General features: G+C 31.6%; 18 protein-coding genes. 17 read left to right on the plus strand and 1 reads right to left on the minus strand.

The features are described 5' to 3' along the window. The first annotated feature begins 129 nt into the window (after positions 1-129). From hisS to FD06_RS06330, 7 genes are all read left to right on the plus strand, one after another. Entirely contained in the window at positions 130-1,419 is a 1,290-nt protein-coding gene (gene hisS, locus FD06_RS06300; protein WP_056966828.1) for a histidine--tRNA ligase, read from the plus strand. Positions 1,420-1,433: 14 nt separating this feature from the next. After that, positions 1,434-3,212, plus strand: a complete 1,779-nt coding sequence (gene aspS / locus FD06_RS06305; RefSeq protein ID WP_054656900.1) for an aspartate--tRNA ligase — start codon at positions 1,434-1,436, stop codon at positions 3,210-3,212. Positions 3,213-3,308: 96 nt separating this feature from the next. Next, entirely contained in the window at positions 3,309-4,187 is an 879-nt protein-coding gene (locus tag FD06_RS06310) for a YitT family protein (RefSeq protein WP_056966830.1), read from the plus strand. A gap of 88 nt (positions 4,188-4,275) precedes the next feature. Continuing rightward, positions 4,276-5,424 carry a CDP-glycerol glycerophosphotransferase family protein gene (locus FD06_RS06315; RefSeq protein WP_056966831.1) on the plus strand — a complete coding sequence of 383 codons (1,149 nt, stop codon included), beginning with the start codon at positions 4,276-4,278 and terminating at the stop codon, positions 5,422-5,424. Positions 5,425-5,440: 16 nt separating this feature from the next. Continuing rightward, entirely contained in the window at positions 5,441-6,250 is an 810-nt protein-coding gene (locus FD06_RS06320) for an ABC transporter permease (RefSeq protein ID WP_056966832.1), read from the plus strand. 20 nt (positions 6,251-6,270) lie between these two features. Then, positions 6,271-7,485: a CDP-glycerol glycerophosphotransferase family protein gene (locus FD06_RS06325; RefSeq protein WP_056966834.1), complete on the plus strand. Its 1,215-nt coding sequence runs from the start codon at positions 6,271-6,273 to the stop codon at positions 7,483-7,485. Continuing rightward, positions 7,475-8,383 (plus strand): deoxyribonuclease IV, encoded by a 909-nt coding sequence (locus tag FD06_RS06330; RefSeq protein WP_082605323.1) that lies wholly within the window; start codon positions 7,475-7,477, stop codon positions 8,381-8,383. Before FD06_RS06325 ends, FD06_RS06330 begins: the two co-directional genes overlap by 11 nt. A 30-nt stretch (positions 8,384-8,413) precedes the next feature. Here FD06_RS06330 and FD06_RS06335 read toward each other — a convergent pair whose 3' ends face one another. Then, entirely contained in the window at positions 8,414-9,229 is an 816-nt protein-coding gene (locus FD06_RS06335) for a pyruvate, water dikinase regulatory protein (RefSeq protein ID WP_054656898.1), read from the minus strand. Positions 9,230-9,404: 175 nt separating this feature from the next. Between FD06_RS06335 and rpsU the strand changes: the two genes are divergently transcribed. The 10 genes from rpsU to dnaG all read left to right on the plus strand — a co-directional run bounded on the left by rpsU (position 9,405) and on the right by dnaG (position 19,002). Next, a complete protein-coding gene (gene rpsU, locus FD06_RS06340) occupies positions 9,405-9,596 on the plus strand; it encodes a 30S ribosomal protein S21 (protein ID WP_056966837.1) in 192 nt (63 codons plus the stop codon). Positions 9,597-9,667: 71 nt separating this feature from the next. Continuing rightward, the gene (locus tag FD06_RS06345; protein WP_056966839.1) at positions 9,668-10,111 is read left to right on the plus strand and encodes a GatB/YqeY domain-containing protein; all 444 of its coding nucleotides are present in this window, start codon (positions 9,668-9,670) and stop codon (positions 10,109-10,111) included. A gap of 123 nt (positions 10,112-10,234) precedes the next feature. Next, positions 10,235-11,209, plus strand: a complete 975-nt coding sequence (locus FD06_RS06350) for a PhoH family protein (RefSeq protein ID WP_056966842.1) — start codon at positions 10,235-10,237, stop codon at positions 11,207-11,209. Between the two features lie 14 nt (positions 11,210-11,223). Beyond that, positions 11,224-11,703, plus strand: a complete 480-nt coding sequence (gene ybeY / locus FD06_RS06355) for an rRNA maturation RNase YbeY (RefSeq protein ID WP_056966844.1) — start codon at positions 11,224-11,226, stop codon at positions 11,701-11,703. After that, the gene (locus FD06_RS06360; protein ID WP_056966846.1) at positions 11,687-12,085 is read left to right on the plus strand and encodes a diacylglycerol kinase family protein; all 399 of its coding nucleotides are present in this window, start codon (positions 11,687-11,689) and stop codon (positions 12,083-12,085) included. The genes ybeY and FD06_RS06360 overlap by 17 nt, the downstream gene beginning before the upstream one ends. Further along, positions 12,085-13,008 (plus strand): GTPase Era, encoded by a 924-nt coding sequence (era, locus tag FD06_RS06365; RefSeq protein WP_056966848.1) that lies wholly within the window; start codon positions 12,085-12,087, stop codon positions 13,006-13,008. Before FD06_RS06360 ends, era begins: the two co-directional genes overlap by 1 nt. 17 nt (positions 13,009-13,025) lie before the next feature. Next, complete coding sequence (gene recO / locus FD06_RS06370) at positions 13,026-13,787, plus strand: DNA repair protein RecO (RefSeq protein WP_056966850.1); 762 nt, start codon at positions 13,026-13,028, stop codon at positions 13,785-13,787. Between the two features lie 281 nt (positions 13,788-14,068). Beyond that, on the plus strand, positions 14,069-14,995 hold the full coding sequence (gene glyQ / locus FD06_RS06375; protein ID WP_056966852.1) for a glycine--tRNA ligase subunit alpha: 927 nt from the start codon (positions 14,069-14,071) through the stop codon (positions 14,993-14,995). Between the two features lies 1 nt (position 14,996). After that, on the plus strand, positions 14,997-17,078 hold the full coding sequence (glyS, locus tag FD06_RS06380) for a glycine--tRNA ligase subunit beta (RefSeq protein ID WP_056966854.1): 2,082 nt from the start codon (positions 14,997-14,999) through the stop codon (positions 17,076-17,078). 109 nt (positions 17,079-17,187) lie between these two features. After that, positions 17,188-19,002, plus strand: a complete 1,815-nt coding sequence (gene dnaG, locus FD06_RS06385) for a DNA primase (RefSeq protein WP_237757243.1) — start codon at positions 17,188-17,190, stop codon at positions 19,000-19,002. Positions 19,003-19,015 lie beyond the last annotated feature (13 nt).

Raw genomic sequence — 19,015 nt, forward strand, 5'->3', positions numbered from 1 at the left:
TTCGGTTATTCGCAGTTTAATTGCGTTATTTTTAGAATCAAAAAGGTGGTACCGTGCTTTTTAAGCGCCCTTGGCTATATATATATTTTAGTCAAGGGCTTTTTATTTTACATTTAGGAGGGTTTATTTATGAGATATCAACGTCCAAAGGGTACAGCTGACATTTTACCCGGAGAATCTGAAAAATGGCAATACATTGAAGAAACTGCTAGAATGCTATTTTCTGATTATAGATATAGAGAAATAAGAACACCAATGTTTGAAAATTTTGATGTTTTTTCTAGAACTTCAGGAGAAACATCTGATATTGTAACCAAAGAAATGTATGATTTTCATGATAAAGGTGACCGTCACATTACATTAAGACCGGAAGGAACTGCTGGGGTAGTTAGAGCTTTTATCGAAAATAAATTATATGGCCCTGACGTACAAAAACCAGTTAAAGTATTTTATGCTGGCCCTATGTTTAGATATGAAAGACCTCAGTCTGGCCGACTACGTGAGTTCCATCAAATTGGTGTAGAAGCATTTGGTAGTGAATCACCAGAACTAGACGTTGAAGTAATTGCAATGGCAATGGATTTATTGCAACATTTTGGTATTAAAGATTTAAAACTAACCATTAACACTTTAGGTGACAAAGAAACTCGTGAAAATTATCGTCAGGCATTAATTGGTTATTTGGAACCACATTTTGATGAACTTAGTGATGATTCTAAGGAACGTTTACATAAAAACCCATTACGAGTTTTGGATAGTAAAGCTCCGGAAGATCAAAAATTTGTTGAAAATGCACCATCCATTTTAGATTACTTGACTGACAATGCTAAAAATCATTTTGATAAAGTTACGAACTTGTTAGAACGTTTAGGCATTAACTACGTTGTTGATTCTACGATTGTTCGTGGCTTAGATTATTATAACCATACAATTTTTGAAATTATGGCTAATTCTAAGGCTTTAGGTAGTGGATATACTACTATTTGTGCTGGTGGCCGATACGATGGCCTGGTTTCAGAATTAGGTGGACCGGAAGTTTCAGGAATTGGTTTTGGTCTTGGGGTAGAACGTTTATTGTTATTAATGGATTCAGAAAAAGTAGAATTTCCTCAATTTAATCCATTAGACGTGTATGTAGTGGCTATTGGTGAAAATGCTAGTTTGGAATCTCTAGAAGTCGTGCAAGCTTTGAGATATCGTGGATTTTCTGCAGATAGGGATTATTTATCACGCAAGCCCAAAGCACAATTTAAGTCTGCAGATAAATTACACGCTAACTTTACAATTACCATCGGTGATAAAGAGTTAGAAAACAATACAGTAAATTTAAAATCAATGGAAACTGGTAAAGAAGTATCAGTATCATTAAATTCAGTTAAAAATGATTTTTCAGCAGTAATAGAAAAAAATTTTGATTAGAGGAGATGGTTCATATGGATAGAACAACATATTGTGGACTAGTTGACGAAAGCTATTTAGGAAAAGAAGTTTGTTTAGATGGATGGGTTCAAAAACGTCGTGACCTAGGTAAATTGATTTTCGTAGATTTACGTGATCGTGAAGGAATAGTTCAATTAGTTTTTAGTGAAGAATATAGTAAAGAAGCTTTAGACATTGCTGATGAAATTCGTAGTGAATATGTAATTCAAGTACGTGGTAAAGTCGTAGCTAGAAGCGATAAAGAAGTTAATAACGACATGCGTACTGGTAAAATCGAAGTTGATGTAACTGATGTTGAAATTTTCAACAAAGCCAAAACCGCTCCTTTCGATATTAAGGATGGAATTTCAGCTTCTGAAGATACTAAGCTAAAATATCGTTACTTAGATTTACGTAGACCAGAAGTGCAAAAAGGAATTTTGCTAAGAAACCGTATCATGCAATCTGTACACAGTTACTTTGACAGTCAAGGTTTTATTGACATTGAAACGCCAAACTTAACTGTTTCTACTCCTGAAGGAGCACGTGATTACTTAGTTCCTTCGCGTTTATACCATGGTTCTTACTATGCTTTACCACAATCTCCACAACTATTTAAACAATTATTAATGGGTTCTGGATTTGACCGTTATTATCAAATTGCTCGTTGTTTCCGTGATGAAGATTTACGAGGTGATCGTCAACCTGAATTTACTCAAATCGATATGGAAACTTCATTCTTAAATGCTAAAGATATTCAAGATATTACAGAAGGTTTAATTGCTAAAGTAATGAAAGACGCTTTAGACATTGATGTAAAACTTCCATTCAAACGAATTAGTTGGCAAGATTCTATGGATAGATTTGGTACTGATCAACCAGATGTTAGATTCGGCATGGAATTGAAAGATATTTCAGATATTGTTAAAGATGTCGATTTCAAAGTATTCTCTAGCACTGTAGAAAATGGCGGTAAGGTAAAAGCTATTTGTGTTCCTGGTGGCGCTGATAAATATTCAAGAAAAGACATTGATAAATACACCAAATATGTGGAAAGATTTGGTGCTAAAGGATTAGCTTGGATAAAAGTTACTGATGAAGGATTTAATGGTCCAATTGCTAAATTCTTTAAAGATGAAACAATTGATGCAGCTATTAAAGAACGTACGGATGCTAAAGTGGGTGACTTATTACTATTTGTAGCTGACCGTGAAAAAGTGGTTGCTGATACCCTTGGATATTTACGAGTGGCAATTGCTGAAGAACAAAATATGATTCCAAAGGATGTCTTTGACTTCTTGTGGGTTGTGGATTGGCCATTATTTGATTATGATGAAGGAATTGATAGATGGGTTCCAGCTCACCATCCATTCACAATGCCTAATGAAGGTGATGAACATTATCTAAATGACGGTGAAGACCCACATAAAGCACATGCACAAAGTTATGATATTATCTTAAATGGTCTAGAACTTGGTGGTGGATCAATTCGTATTCATAAGAAAGAATTACAACTTAAAATGCTAAAAGCATTAGGCTTTGATCGTGAAAAGGCTCAAGCCCGTTTTGGATACTTCTTGGATGCTTTAGATTATGGTTTTCCACCACATGGTGGTTTAGCAATTGGATTAGACCGTTTTGCTAGATTATTAGCTCAAACTGAAAATATCCGTGACGTTATTGCTTTTCCTAAGAATTCTAAAGCAACTGAGCCAATGACTAACGCACCATCTCCAGTTTCTAAAAAACAACTAGAAGATTTAGGAATTGAACCAGATGATAGTGCATATTAATAATAAAAAAAGCTGATTTATTCAGCTTTTTTTTACTATTCACTTATTCATTTCAATGTTATACTAATTTCATATTTTTGTTGAGGAGTAATAATTATGGATGATGTACAAAAAGTTTTAAGAAGACATCAATATATAGCTAAAGCTTCTACTGCTTTTATGTATGGAATAATGGTTTCAATTGCAATGAACTTTTTCTGGACGCCAGGAAATATATATTCTTCTGGTTTTACAGGTTTGGCACAATTAATTAATACACTATCTTCAAGATACCTACCTTTTACAATATCTGCATCTTGGGGATTGTTACTTTTTAATATACCGTTATTAGTTTTAGCGTGGAAACAAATTGGGCATCAATTTGCTTTGTTTACACTATTAACAGTTTTTTTAGCTAGTTTTATGATTAAAGCTTTGCATCCGGTTTATTTAACACATGATCCTATGATTTGTGCAATTTTTGGTGGTGTAGTTAATGGATTTGGAACAGGTTTAAGTTTAAAGAATGAAATTTCAACTGGTGGATTAGATATTTTAGGTATCGTAATTAGGCGTAAAACTGGTAAAAGTATTGGTAATATTAATATTATGTTCAATGTATTTATTGTGTCTGCAGCCGGTTTTGCATATGGTTGGCCATTTGCTTTTTACTCTGCAATTGGAATTGTTGTTAATGCTAAAGCAATTGATTTTGCTTATACTAGACAGCAAAGAATGCAAGTGTTAATCGTTACTAATCGCCCTAAACGAGTAGTTGACAGTATTCAAAATCATATGCGTCGCGGTGTTACCATAATACATGGTGCTGAGGGAGCATATCGTCATGATGTTAAAACAATTTTATTCACAACGATTTCTAGATATGAAATGGCTGAACTAGAAGAAGCCATTGATGAATCTGATCCCAAAGCGTTTGCTAGTGTGACCGAAGCTGATACTATTTTAGGTCATTTCTATGAGCATAAGTTAAAATAATTAGGCAAAACTTTTTAATTATTGTTTTTAAATTATGTTATAATTACCATTTGTATCAAACATTATAAATTATATGGTGGGGTATAGATTGAAAGTCTTTTATCTGTGGTTGATAAAAATTATTTCGTTTGTATGTAATTTTAGAAAAAAGCGTAACGTTATTTACATAATGAGTTTTGATAATAACTTACAGTTAATAAAAAAAATTGCAAACAATTTGCCAAAAGATTGTAACTTGATTGTTCTTTACAAACCAGTTACTGAAGCTGCAGCGACGGATCTGGCTGCTTATGGGATAGAAACGATTCCATTTTGGGACGGTTTCCATTTTGTATTCAAGATATTGCCTATAATAATGACTGGTCAATTAATTTTCTGTGATAACTATTTTCCATTTCTAGGAGGACTTTTTCACTCTAAAAAAATTAAGATAATCCAGTTATGGCATGCCAATGGAGCTATTAAAAAATTTGGATGGGAAGATCCTACTACTAATTTGAGAAGTAAGTCTGATAAAAAACGTTTTCAAAAAGTATACAATAGTTTCGATGATTACGTAGTTGCTTCCGAGACAATGGGGAAAGTTTTTGAGAATAGTTACCATGTTCCATTTTATAGAATGAAAATGATTGGTTATCCTAGGTCTGACAGACTGTTTCATAATAAATGGCAAGATTTAGCTAAAAGGCGTGTCTATAAAGCTGCTCCCGAATTGAAAAATCGTCGAGTAATTTTATATGCACCTACTTATCGTGAAGATATTGGATTTAATCCGCCTAAGGATTTATCAAAAGTATTATCCTCAACTGAGGATGCGGTAGTAGTTGTTAAGTTGCACCCGTTGTTAAAAGATAAAGAACATGAATTACAAAGAATTAGTAATAATAAGAATATGTGTTTCTACAGTCAATTATCAACTAACGATTTATTGTCAGTTACAGATACTCTAATAACTGATTATTCATCAATCGCATTTGATTTTGCATTACTACCTAATGCACATTCTTTACTATTTTTCATGTTTGATTTAGATAAATATAAAAAAGATCCAGGTATTCAAGATGATATGTTAAATTGGTTACCAAGTAAACCAATTATGGATACTAAAACTTTAGCAAAAGCTATAAAATCAAATCAAAAAACTGATTTTAGCAAATTTAATCAAAAATGGAATACTTACAATGATGGTTTTGCAATTGAAAGATTAATTGATAAGTATATTAAAACATTAAAGTAAAGGAAGTGTGACTGACTTGAAAGAAGTCATTACATTAATTAAAGAGCAATTTGGAAATCTAGGCATTATGTTTAGAATTTCTAGGTATCAAGATAAATCTGACTATCAAAGTCACTATTTAGGATTAGTATGGGAATACCTATATCCAATTATTCAAATTGGAATTTATTGGTTAGTATTTGGATTCGGCCTTAAAAAAGGAACTTCTGGTGGAGTAGATTATTTATCATGGATGGTAATTGGAATCACACCTTGGTTCTACATGAATAGTGTAGTTTTAGATGCTTCGAAGAGTATTTATCAACAAGTTGGTATGGTTTCTAAAATGAAGTTTCCGGTTAGTGTATTACCAACGATTAAAGTTATTTCCAATCTTAGCTCATTTTGGGCAATGTTAGTGGTATCAATCTTTATTGCTTTCTTTAAAGGCGGAATTGTAATAAATATGTACTGGATTCAATGGATTTACTATTTCTTTGCGATGATATGTTGGTTAGTAGCATTCAGTATATTTAATTCAACTATTACTATTTTAGTAAGGGATTATCGAATTTTCTTACAATCATTAATGCGAATGCTTTTCTACATGTCTGGGGTATTATTCAATTTTGAAACGAACGCCTTTCCAGCTCCATTAGTAAGAATTTTCCAATTAAATCCATTTTTCTACATTATTTCTGGATTTAGAGAATCTATGCTAGGGGATGACTGGTTCTGGCAAAAGCCAATTTTAACAATAACCTTCTGGCTTTTCGTATTATTCTTTTTATTGGTTGGTTCACATCTACATTACAAATTCCGTTCTAGATTTGTGGACTTAATTTAAAAATAGAAATGAGGATTTTTATGAATAGTTTAAAGCAAAAATTTATAAATTGTATTAAAATTCTCATTAGAGGTGGACTCATCGTTATTAACGATGGGTTTATTTGTTTACCTGTAAAAAAGAATTTAGTTATTTTTGAAAGTTTTAGTGGTAAAGACATTAATGATAATCCGGCTGCTATTTATCGTGAGTGGATTAAACATCATGATAAAAATTTAGCTTATTTTAGTGTTAAACCTAAATTTTACAAGCAACTTAAGGCAGTACATCCAGATATTAAAATTGTTAAGCGATTTATGCCGAAATGGGTTTGGCTAATGGCACGAGCTAATTTTTGGGTTTTTAATGCTAGAATTCCAGGTTGGTGGAAGAAAAATAGTAAAACTACTTATATTCAAACTTGGCATGGAACACCTTTGAAAAAATTAGGTATAGACATTGATAACGTAGAGATGCCTGGAACTAATACTAAAAAATATAAGCAAAGATTTGTTAAAGAATCTCATCGTTGGGACTATTTAATTGCGCCAAATCAATATTCTAAAGAAATTTTTAAACGGGCATTTGATTTTAAAGGCGAATCTTTAGACTTTGGCTATCCCCGAAATGATGTATTATACCAATACAGGGATGCTGATATGAGAAAACTAAAAAATGATTTAGTAGGAAATCCTGACTGTAAAGTGATTACCTATGCACCTACTTGGCGTGATGATGATTATACTAGTAAGGGAGCATATAATTTTGAATTGCCGTTTAGCCTTAGTAAATTCTTTTCTAAGGTTTCTGATGATACTATTTTAGTCATTAGGCCGCACTATTTAATTAAGGATTATATTAATATTAAGGGCTTTGAAAGTAGGGTTAAAATTTTAGCTGATGATGACATCAGCAAGATATATTTAATTTCTGATTTGTTAATTACTGATTACTCATCTGTAATGTTTGATTATGCTAATTTAAAACGACCAATGCTTTTTTATGCTTATGATTTAGAACATTATCGAGATAGTCTAAGGGGTTTTTATTTTGACTATCAAGATGAATTGCCAGGGCCTTTAGCTGAATCCGAAGCTGAATTTTTAAAAGCAATAAGTGACTTTAACTTAAATGGTAATTTTAAAGGTTTTGCAGGTAAATTTAATAATTTTTATAATAAATATTGTGATTGGGAATCTGATAAATCTTCAAAACAAGTTGTTAACTTAATGGAGGATATTTCAAATGGAAAATAATTTTTTAATTGGATCACATGTAAGTATGAGTGGAAGTAAGATGTTGTTAGGAGCAGCTGAAGAAGCTAATAGCTATGGTGAAAATACATTTATGGTATATACAGGTGCTCCACAAAATACGGTACGTAAGAGCATTGATAAATTTAGAATTGAAGATGGTCATGCATATATGAATGACCATAATATAAAGTGCATAGTAGTACACGCCCCTTATATAATTAATTTAGCTAATAATAAAAAATTAGAAAGTTATAAGTTTGCTATTCAATTTTTGCACGATGAAATTGAAAGATCTGAAGCAATTGGTGCTACACAAATAGTTTTACACCCCGGTTCACATGTCGGTTTAGGCGAAGATAAGGGAATTGAAAATATTGCAAAAGGACTTAATGAAGTAATTGATTCTAATCAATCTGCTCAGATTGCATTGGAAACAATGGCTGGTAAAGGAACTGAAGTTGGCCGAAATTTTGAGCAACTGGCTTCAATTATGGAAAAAGTAGATTTAAATGAAAAATTATCCGTAACGTTTGATACTTGTCATACTAATGACGCTGGGTATGATGTTAAAAATAACTTTGACGACGTTTTAAATGAATTTGATAAAGTGATAGGATTACCAAAACTTAAAGTAGTTCATTTAAACGATTCTAAGAATCCTACAAGTAGTCATAAGGATCGTCATGAGATTATTGGATTAGGAACAATTGGTTTTGATAGTTTGGACTATATAGCACATCATGAGTCCCTGATTAACGTACCTAAGATTATGGAAACACCAATCGTTAAATTAGAGGATGGAAAAACTAAGAAATCACCACATTATTTTGAAGTGGAAATGTTAAAAAATCATCAATTTAATTCTAATTTGATGGACGATATTAAAAGTCAAAAATAAAAGAGTGGTCACTTTTAAGCGACCGCTCTTTTATTTTTCTCTAGTATCGATGTTTAGACTTTCCATTATGATTGTTGCAGTTTCCTCAATTGATTTATCATATACGTTAATGTTTAAGCATCCAATTTTGTTATATAATTTTCGAGCATAATCTAATTCCGCTTCAATATGCTCAGTATTGGAGTATGGAGTTTCCATATCTAGGCCATAAGATAACATTCTAGCTTCTCTAATTTTTTTCAAAGCAGCAACACTGTTAGTTAATCCAAATATTTTATTTTTATCAATTTTCCATATTTCATCAGGTAGTTGGGTTTCTGGACCAATTGGAACATTAGCTACTTTGAGATTCTTATTAGCTAAGTACAGTGACAGTGGAGTTTTTGAAGTTCTTGACACACCTAAAATAACAATATCAGCTTGCGATAAGTTTTGTGGGTTTTTGCCATCATCATTAGCAACAGCAAATTCCATAGCCGCAATACGATCAAAATAGTTTTCATTTAAGTCATGAACTAAGCCGGTAATCTTTTCGGGGTGTTCATCAGTTTGGTCTGATATTAACTTGAGTGGCTCTTGAATGCAGTCAAAGTTTCTTAACCCATGTGATTTAGTAAAATTTGCAACGATGTTACTTAAATTAGTATCCACCAATGTATTAAAAATAATTGCTTTTTTCTTTTCTGCTAGATTTAAAATACCATTCAAAATAGATTCAGTTGTAATGAATGGGTATCTTTCATATTCAATCTCAATATTTTTAAATTGCGAACATGCGGTTTTGGCTACTTGCATAGCGGTTTCACCACTTGAATCAGATACAGCAAATACGATTAGTTTTTTCATAACATGATTCTCCTTTGCCTTTTTATATATTTTAGCATAATTATTTTTATTTTATTTTCAATAGAAATATTGACGTACAATATTTAATTTTGTATAATTATTAAGAACCGGTTTAAGTTGTTAAAACACATTTTAAACAAGTTGTATTTTGAATTCGGAGGGAGGGAATTTTCATATGTCAAAAACAGTTGTTCGTAAAAACGAGTCTTTTGATGATGCTCTTCGTCGTTTCAAACGTACAGTTTCTAAAAACGGTACATTAAGAGAATACCGTAAACGAGAATTCTACGAAAAACCAAGTGTTAAACGTAAGTTAAAATCTGAAGCAGCACGTAAACGCAATAACAAGAAAAAACGTCGCTTCTAATTATTGTAAAAAACGCCCCTGTTTAAAATCAGGAGCGTTTTTTATTATTTACTTAAAAAGGGGATTTTATTATGAGTATAGCTAGTTCTTTAATGAATGATTTAAAAAATGCAATGAAAGCACACGACAAAGTAAAACTTACAGTTGTAAGAATGCTTAAAGCTTCTTTGATGAATGAAAAAATTAAGCTAGGACACGATTTGTCTGATGAAGAAGAAATAACAGTTATTAGTCGTGAAGCTAAACAACATAAGGAATCTATCACTGAATTTAAAGCAGCCGATAGAGATGATTTAGTTGAACAACAAGAGGCTGAGTTATCGATCTTACAAGAATATTTACCTAAACAATTATCAGAAGATGAAATAAATCAAGTAGTGTCAGATGCAATTAAACAAGTTAATGCTTCTAACATGTCTGATTTTGGAAAAGTTATGGGTGCAGTCATGCCCAAAGTAAAAGGTAAAGCTGATGGAAATCTAGTTAACCAAGCTGTTAAGTCTCAACTAAAATAAACTTATTAATAAGCTAATTAAATTTTATGTTAATTAGCTTATGTACATAGAACAAACCGCTTTTTTTAAGTATAAAATTATGCTAGTATTTGATTAATAAAACTTGTAAAGGAGAAAGCTGTATTGGCTGAAAACTCTAAAACTAAAAAGCAATTTATCTTAAAAAATTTAGATGACGAATCCTTATTATTAGGTGCTCAAAATAAATTTATGTCTTTGTTAGAAGAAGGCATGGAAGTAACTATCAATCCTTTTGGTACAGAAATTAATGTTTCTGGAGCAGAAGACAATGTAAATGCTGTCATGCAAATTTTAGGCAACTTATTAGATATAATTCAACAAGGAATATCGATTAACAGCAGTGATGTTGTTAGTGCCATGAACATGGCTAAAAATGGTACTTTAAAACATTTTCAAGACTTGTATAATCAGATATTAATTAAAGACAATAATGGAAAACCAATTCGAGTTAAGAATTTCGGACAACGTCAATACGTACAGTCTGTTTCTAGAAATGATATTACATTTGGAATTGGTCCAGCTGGTACTGGTAAAACATTCTTAGCAGTAGTTATGGCTGTCGCAGCTTTGAAAAGGGGCACAGTCGAAAAAATAATTTTAACCAGACCGGCAGTTGAGGCTGGAGAAAGTCTTGGATTCTTACCTGGAGACTTAAAAGAAAAGGTTGATCCTTATTTAAGACCAATTTATGATGCTTTGCATGCGGTTTTAGGTACTGAGCATACTGCTAGATTAATGGAACGTGAAGTTATTGAAATTGCACCACTAGCATATATGCGTGGCCGAACTTTGGATTCTGCTTTTGTAATACTAGATGAGGCACAAAATACTACTACTGCTCAGATGAAAATGTTTTTAACTCGTTTAGGATTTAATTCTAAGATGATTGTTAATGGTGATATTTCACAAATAGATTTACCTAAGCATGCTAGTAGTGGATTAGTACAAGCACAAAAAATCTTGCAAAATGTTGATAAAATTAGGTTTGTTAAGTTTAATTCTGCTGATGTTGTTCGTCATCCAGTCGTTGCCAAGATTATTGACGCTTATGATAAATATAATGACCAAAATAATTAATTAAGGAAGATAACATGGATTTAGAAATTTATGATGAAACAAAAAATAAAGTTCCACAAAAACACATTGATTTAATCAAAGATATTTTAGAATATGCAGGTAAATACATCGAATTAGCTGAAAATACTGAAATGTCAGTTACATTTGTTAATAATGACAAAATTCAACAAATTAACAAAAAGTATCGTGGGGTAGACCGTGCTACTGACGTAATTAGTTTTGCAATAGAAGATGATAGCGATGATTTCCCAATTATCATGGATGATGAAATGCAAGCTGAAATTCCTAAGAACATAGGAGATATTTTTGTTTCGATTGACAAAGTTGCTGAACAAGCAGAATTCTTAAATCACTCTTACGAACGTGAATTAGGATTTTTGGTTGTGCATGGTTTTCTACACTTAAATGGTTATGACCATATGAAGCCAGAAGACGAGGCAGTTATGTTCCCATTACAAAGAAAAATAATGGATTCTTATGGCCTTAAAAGATAGTAAAAAGCAGATTGGCAAGAATAAAAACTTTTGTCAGTCTCTGGCACATGCCCTACAAGGAATTTGGGCTTTAATAACTGAAGAAAGAAACTTTCGCTTTCATGTTTTTGCTTCAGCATTTGCTTTTATAATGGGAATTATTTTAAAAATTGATATAAATGGATGGCTGTGGATAGCTACTGCAATGTTTGTTGTTATTGCAGCAGAAGTTTTAAACACAATTGTGGAAACCGTTGTGGACTTAATAGTTGATAATCATTACAGTATATTAGCTAAAAAAGCTAAAGATGTTGCTGCTGGTGGTGTTTTAATATCGGCCTTGTTCGCAGTTATTATAGGATGTCTTATTTTTATACCATCTTTTTTTAAGTTGATTAGATAATGGAGGATAATTTTATGAATGATAATAAAGAATTTCACTCAGGATTTGTTGCGATAGTAGGACGTCCCAATGTAGGTAAATCTACATTTTTAAACAGAATTATTGGTCAAAAGATAGCAATTATGAGCGATAAAGCTCAAACTACTAGAAATAAGATTCAAGGTGTTTACACTACTGATAATGCTCAAATCGTATTTTTAGACACACCGGGTATTCATAAACCAATCAATAAATTGGATGACTTTATGGAAGACTCTGCAATGTCTGCTTTAAATGAAGTAGATGCAGTTTTGTTCATGGTGAGTGCAACTGAAACTAGGGGCGCTGGTGATAACTTTATTATTGATAAGCTTAAAAAGGTTAATAAACCAATTTATTTATTAATTAACAAAATTGATGATATTAACCCTAATAAATTGTTAGATATCATGGACACTTATAAAAATGCTTTAGATTGGAGCGAAGTTTTCCCAATTTCAGCATTGCAGGGTAATAATGTAGATGAATTACTCAATAATTTAGAAAATAGATTGCCAGAAGGTCCACAGTATTATCCTGAAGACCAGGTTACTGACCATCCAGAAAGATTCATTGTTTCTGAATTAATTCGTGAAAAAATTTTGATGCTAACTAGACAAGAAATTCCATACTCAGTTGCAGTGGAAATCCAAAGCATGAAATCACAAGATAATGGAAAAGTTCATATCGAAGCTACAATTATTGTTGAACGTGACGGTCAAAAGGGAATTGTAATTGGTAAAAAAGGTGCAATGCTGAAAAAGATTGGTACGTTAGCTCGTCAGGATATTGAAGACTTGTTAGGAAGTAAAGTTTTCTTAGAATTATGGGTTAAAGTGCAACCGGGATGGCGCGATAAAGCTTCTATGCTTAAATCTTTAGGCTATCGTAAAGATAATTATTAATATTTTTAGGTGATGTTATGAAGGATTATCATTGTATAGATTTTCATGGCATTCTTATGTATCGTAAAAATTACCGAGAACATGACATGCTAGTTAAATTTTTCACTGCTGAATTTGGTCCAAAAATGTTTTTTTTGAGAGGTGCTCGAAGAAAAAATTATAAAATGGCAGCCGATATTTTACCGTTTAGTTATGGCAGTTATACTGGTAATATAAAAAAAGACTTACTTTCATATATAGTTAATCCGATTGATGTTCAGCATTACTTGAATATTTCTAATGATATTTATTTAAATGCTTATGCTACTTACATTATGAATTTATTAGATACGGCCTTTGATGATGGTAAAACTAGCATAGATTGGTTTAACAAATTATTCTATAGTTTAAGATTAATTGATGCGGGGATAGACCCAGCAATCATAACCAACATTATCGAATTGCAGCTACTTTCGGTATTAGGAGTAGCACCAGAACTTCGTGGATGTATGGTTTGTGGACGTTCTGATTTGAATTTAGACTATTCTGAAAGTATGGGCGGTTTGCTTTGCGAAAACCACTTTGACAGAGATTTATATCGACTTAGGTTAGATAAAAAAACTATTTTTTATCTAAGAAAGTTTTCAATAATTGAAATTTCTAAAATAAAAAATATCAAAGTTAATAACCAAACTAAAAAAGAATTGAGAAGTTTCTTTGATAATATTTATGAAAATAATTTAGGAATTAAGTTAAAAAGTAAAAATTTCTTAGATCAAATCAATAATTTTAAAATATAAAATTGACTTTTTATAATAGCTAATTTAATATTAAAATATATGAATAATTAGAGTTAAGATAAAAGAATTATCTTACAATTTTTTGCAGCGAGACTAGGTAAGGTGTGAGCTAGTTATTAATTGTAAGACCAATTGGCACTTTTTGAACTCTTTAAATTAAGTTGTTGGATTTATTTAATCCAAAATTAGGGTGGAACCGCGATTACATCGTCCCTATGTAAAATTGTTTATTACTTTTTTACATAGGTTTTTTTTATGGATTAAAAATGGGGAGGATAACAATGACAAAAAAACTTTCAATGCAAGAAATAATTTTAAAATTGCAACAATATTGGTCATCACAAGGTTGTATGTTAATGCAATCATACGATACTGAAAAAGGTGCAGGAACTATGAGTCCATATACTTTCTTAAGAGCAATTGGACCAGAACCATGGAATGCTGCGTATGTAGAACCTTCGAGAAGACCTGCTGATGGTAGATATGGTGAAAATCCTAATCGTTTATACCAACATCATCAATTCCAAGTGATTATGAAACCTTCTCCAGAAAACATTCAAGAACTATATTTAGGTAGTTTGAAAGAATTAGGAATTAATCCACTGGAACATGATATTCGATTTGTTGAAGATAACTGGGAAAATCCTTCAATGGGTTGTGCTGGTGTTGGTTGGGAAATATGGCTAGATGGGATGGAAGTTACTCAATTCACATATTTCCAAATCGTTGGTGGCCAAGTTATGGATCCTGTTGCAGCCGAAGTTACTTATGGACTAGAGAGACTAGCTTCATACATCCAAGATGTTAACAGTGTATATGACTTGGAATGGGGCGATGGCGTTAAATATGGTGACATTTTTAAAGAACCTGAGTATGAACATTCAAAATATAGTTTTGAAGAAAGCAATCAAGAAATGCTTTTGAACATGTTTGATTCTTTTGAAACTGAAGCTAAAAAACAAATTGCAAATGGTTTAGTTCATCCAGCTTATGACTATGTTTTAAAATGTAGTCATACATTTAACCTGTTAGATGCTCGAGGTGCGGTTTCTGTAACTGAACGTGCTGGATACCTATCTAGAATTAGAAATATGGCACGTTCTATTGCTAAAGCTTTTATTGCTGAACGTAAAAAACGTGGTTTCCCATTAATCAAAGATGAAAAGAAACGAGCAGAATTATTAAAAGATGACAAGGAGGATAAATAAAATGGATCATACATTTCTATTAGAAATTGGTTTGGAAGAAATGCCTGCACATGCAGTAACTCCTAGTATTAAACAATTAGTTGATAGAACTAAAAAGTATTTAAAAGAAGCAAGAATGGATTATTCTGAAATCATTCCATTTTCTACTCCGCGTCGATTAACTATTAAAATTAATGGACTAGCTGATAAACAACCAGATATTGATGAATCAGTTAAAGGACCAGCTAAAAAAATTGCTTTAGATGCTGAAGGTAACTGGTCTAAGGCAGCTATTGGATTTTCTAAGGGTCAAGGTATGACTACCGATGACATTACTTTTAAAGAAGTTAAGGGAACTGAATATGTATTTGTTCAAAAACATATTCCTGGTAAACCAGTTGCTGAAATTCTTTCAGGCATGAAAGATATCATTACTAGTATGAACTTTTCTACAATGATGAAATGGAACGTTTATCATTTAGAATACATTCGTCCAATTAGATGGATAGTTGCATTATTAGACGATGAGATCGTTCCTATGCAAATTTTAGATGTTAAATCTAATCGTATCAGTCGTGGACATCGTTTCTTAGGTAAAAACGTAACTATTAATAATGCTGATGATTATGAAGCTGATTTGAAAAAAGAGTATGTTATTGTGGATGCTAAAAAGCGTAAGAGCTTGATTGAATCTCAAATCGATGACATTGCTAAAAATAATAATTGGACTATTAACATCGATGCCGGTTTATTGGAAGAAGTTAATAACTTAGTAGAATGGCCTACTGCATTCTTTGGTAGCTTTGATGAAAAATACTTAGAACTACCATCAGAAGTTTTAATTACTTCAATGCGTGATAACCAAAGATTTTTCTATGTAAAAGATGCTAATGACAGCAAAATTTTACCTTACTTTGTTTCGGTTCGTAATGGGAATTCAGATTATCTAGAAAATGTATCTACGGGTAATGAAAAGGTGCTTACTGCTAGGTTGGAAGATGCAATGTTCTTCTACCATGAAGATCAAAAAAATGATATTCAATTTTACGTTGATAAGCTTAAAAAAGTCAGTTTCCATGATAAGATTTCTACTATGTTTGAAAAAATGCAACGTGTTAATGTGATTTCAAATTGCATTGGTAAAAAAGTAGGTTTAAGTGATACTGAACTTAAAGATTTATCTAGAGCAGCTGACATTTATAAATTTGATTTAGTAACAGGTATGGTTGGAGAATTTTCTGAGTTACAAGGAATTATGGGTGAAAAATATGCCTTAATTAATGGTGAAAACCAAACTGTAGCTACGGCAATCAGAGAACACTATATGCCAATTTCTGCTAATGGTGAATTACCTGAAAGTAAAGTTGGTTCAGTACTAGCTTTAGCTGATAAATTTGATAGCATTTTAACTTTCTTTGCAGCAGGAATGATTCCTAGTGGTTCCAATGATCCATATGCTTTAAGAAGACAGGCTAATGGAATTGTTAGAATTGTTGAAAACAAGCAATGGAATTTACCATTAAAAGCTATGATGAATCAATTTGTAGAATTAGAAAATGATAAACAAGTTGCTCCGCAATTAGATCAAAATAAAGAAATATCAGATATTGTAAACTTTATTAAAGACCGTATTGTAAAAGTTCTAAAGAGTGACAAATTATCACACGACATTATTGAAGCTGCTGCTAATGGTCTAAACAATAATATTAAATTTATTTTTGATAGTGCTAGCGTTCTTAACGAAAACAAGAACAAAGATGATTTTAAAGACTCTATGGAAGCCTTAAATCGTGTCTTGAGAATTTCCGAAAAAGCATCATTTAAAGATGATGAATTAGCTGTAGATAGCAACTTATTTGAAAATGATTCTGAAAAAGATTTATTTGATAAAGTTAATGAAACAATTGATGGATACTTTGCTTTAGATGCTAGGGATGCTTATCAAAAACTAACAGAGTTACCAGCTTTAATTAATAGTTACTTTGATCAAACAATGGTAATGGCTAAAAATGAAAAAATTAAAAATAACCACTTAAAGCAACTTACGATTGTATCTAATATGATTAAATGGTTTGGTGACCTAAATGAATTAATTATTAAGTAATTCATTTGGCATACTAATTAAAATGTGATAAGATTTAATATCTATATTTTTAAAGTCGCACTTTAAAGTGCGACTTTATATTGCTATATGGGAGGTGTTTATTTTGGCTATGATACCAGAAACAGTCATCGAAAATGTTAGAAGCCAAACTAATGTTTTAGACGTAATTAGTGCATTTGTGCATCTAAAGAAGTCTGGAAATAATTACTTTGGTTTATGTCCGTTTCAAGCTGAAAAAACACCTTCTTTTTCAGTATCGGAAGACAAACAAATTTTTCATTGCTTTAGTTGTGGACGTGGAGGAAACGTCTTTAAATTCTTAATGGATTTACAAGGGCTGTCATTTCCAGAGGCCGTGGTTAAAGTTGCAGAAATGCAAGGTATAGAACTCTCTAAAGATTATTTAAGCAAAAATACTGGTCATGTAAATAATGGTAACCAAGAACTGATTAAGTTACATGAAGATGCTAGTAAACTTTATCACCATATTTTGATGAATACTGAAATTGGTGAACCATCACTTAAATATCTTCAAGCAAGAGGCTTAACCAAAAGCACAATTGAGTATTATCAATTAGGATTTGCGCCTAAAAATAAAATATTAGAAGAATTTTTTAAACAGAAAAACATTTCTACTGATTTACTGAGAAAGTCAGGCTTATTTGCTGAAAATGATGCTGGAAACTTAAAAGATAGATTTTTTAATCGGATAATTTTTCCTATTAAGAATAATAATGGTTCTATTGTTGCTTTTTCTGGTAGAGTATTTGATGAAGATAATCAAGCCAAATATCTTAATAGTCCCGAAACTGATATTTTTAACAAACGTAAAGTCTTATTTAATTTTAGCAATGCTAAAGATGAAATTCGTAAGCAATATTCAGTTATTCTTTTTGAAGGGTTTATGGATGTTATTTCTGCTTTTCAATCCGGCGTTAAAAATGGGATAGCTTCAATGGGAACTAGTTTGACCAATGATCAAGTTTATCAAATAAAAAGGCACACCAAACATTTATATATTTGTTATGATGGCGATGCTCCGGGGCAAAATGCGATTAATCGTGCCTTAAAATTACTACAAAATAGTCAACTAAAATTAGGCGTTATTCAAATGCCTAAAGGAGTTGATCCAGATGAATATCGTAAACAATATGGTGAGCAAAGGTTCTTAGAGTACATTAACTCAGCTAAGGAATCACCAGTTTCTTTTGAGATGCAATATCTTAAATTGAATCGTAATCTTAATAATGAGCAAGATTTGGCAGCGTATATAGATGATACATTAAAAATTATTGCGACAATGTCTAAACCAATTGAACGTGAAATCTATTTAAATCAGCTGTCTGAGCAATTTGGGATTGATAAAAAAACTTTAGTTATTCAACTGAATAAAATAGATTCATTTAGTAACCAAAAAATTAATGTTGACAATTCAAACAATCAAAATATTTCTTCTATTACGACTACCACTAAACACCGTCAAATTAGTAAGGTCGAAAGTGCCGAACGGATGTTGCTATATCGGATGTTACATGATCATGATGTTTGGATAAAAATTATGGGAATTGACGGATTTAATTTTGTTCATGAACCGTATCAGATGCTATTTCTCTTAGCACAGGGCTATTTTACTGAACATGATGAATTCGAAATTTCAGCTTTTACAGATTTTATTAAAGAAGATAATTTGCAAAAACTAATGATTGATATTGAGGTTACTAACATTTTAGGCACAAGTAGTACAAAAGAGATTGATGATTATGTTAATATAATAATGAACCAGGCACCGATAGATATTAAATTAAAGTCCAAAAAAGATGAATTTAAAGAAGCTACTAGATTAGGTGATATTGATCGTCAAACACAGTTAGCAATTGAAATCATTGGATTAAAAAAGAAACAACAGTTGATTGACAAGGATTAACAGGAGGCTCTTT

Origin of the sequence: Apilactobacillus ozensis DSM 23829 = JCM 17196 (genome assembly GCF_001435995.1) — a bacterium.
Taxonomy (GTDB): Bacteria; Bacillota; Bacilli; order Lactobacillales; family Lactobacillaceae; genus Apilactobacillus; species Apilactobacillus ozensis.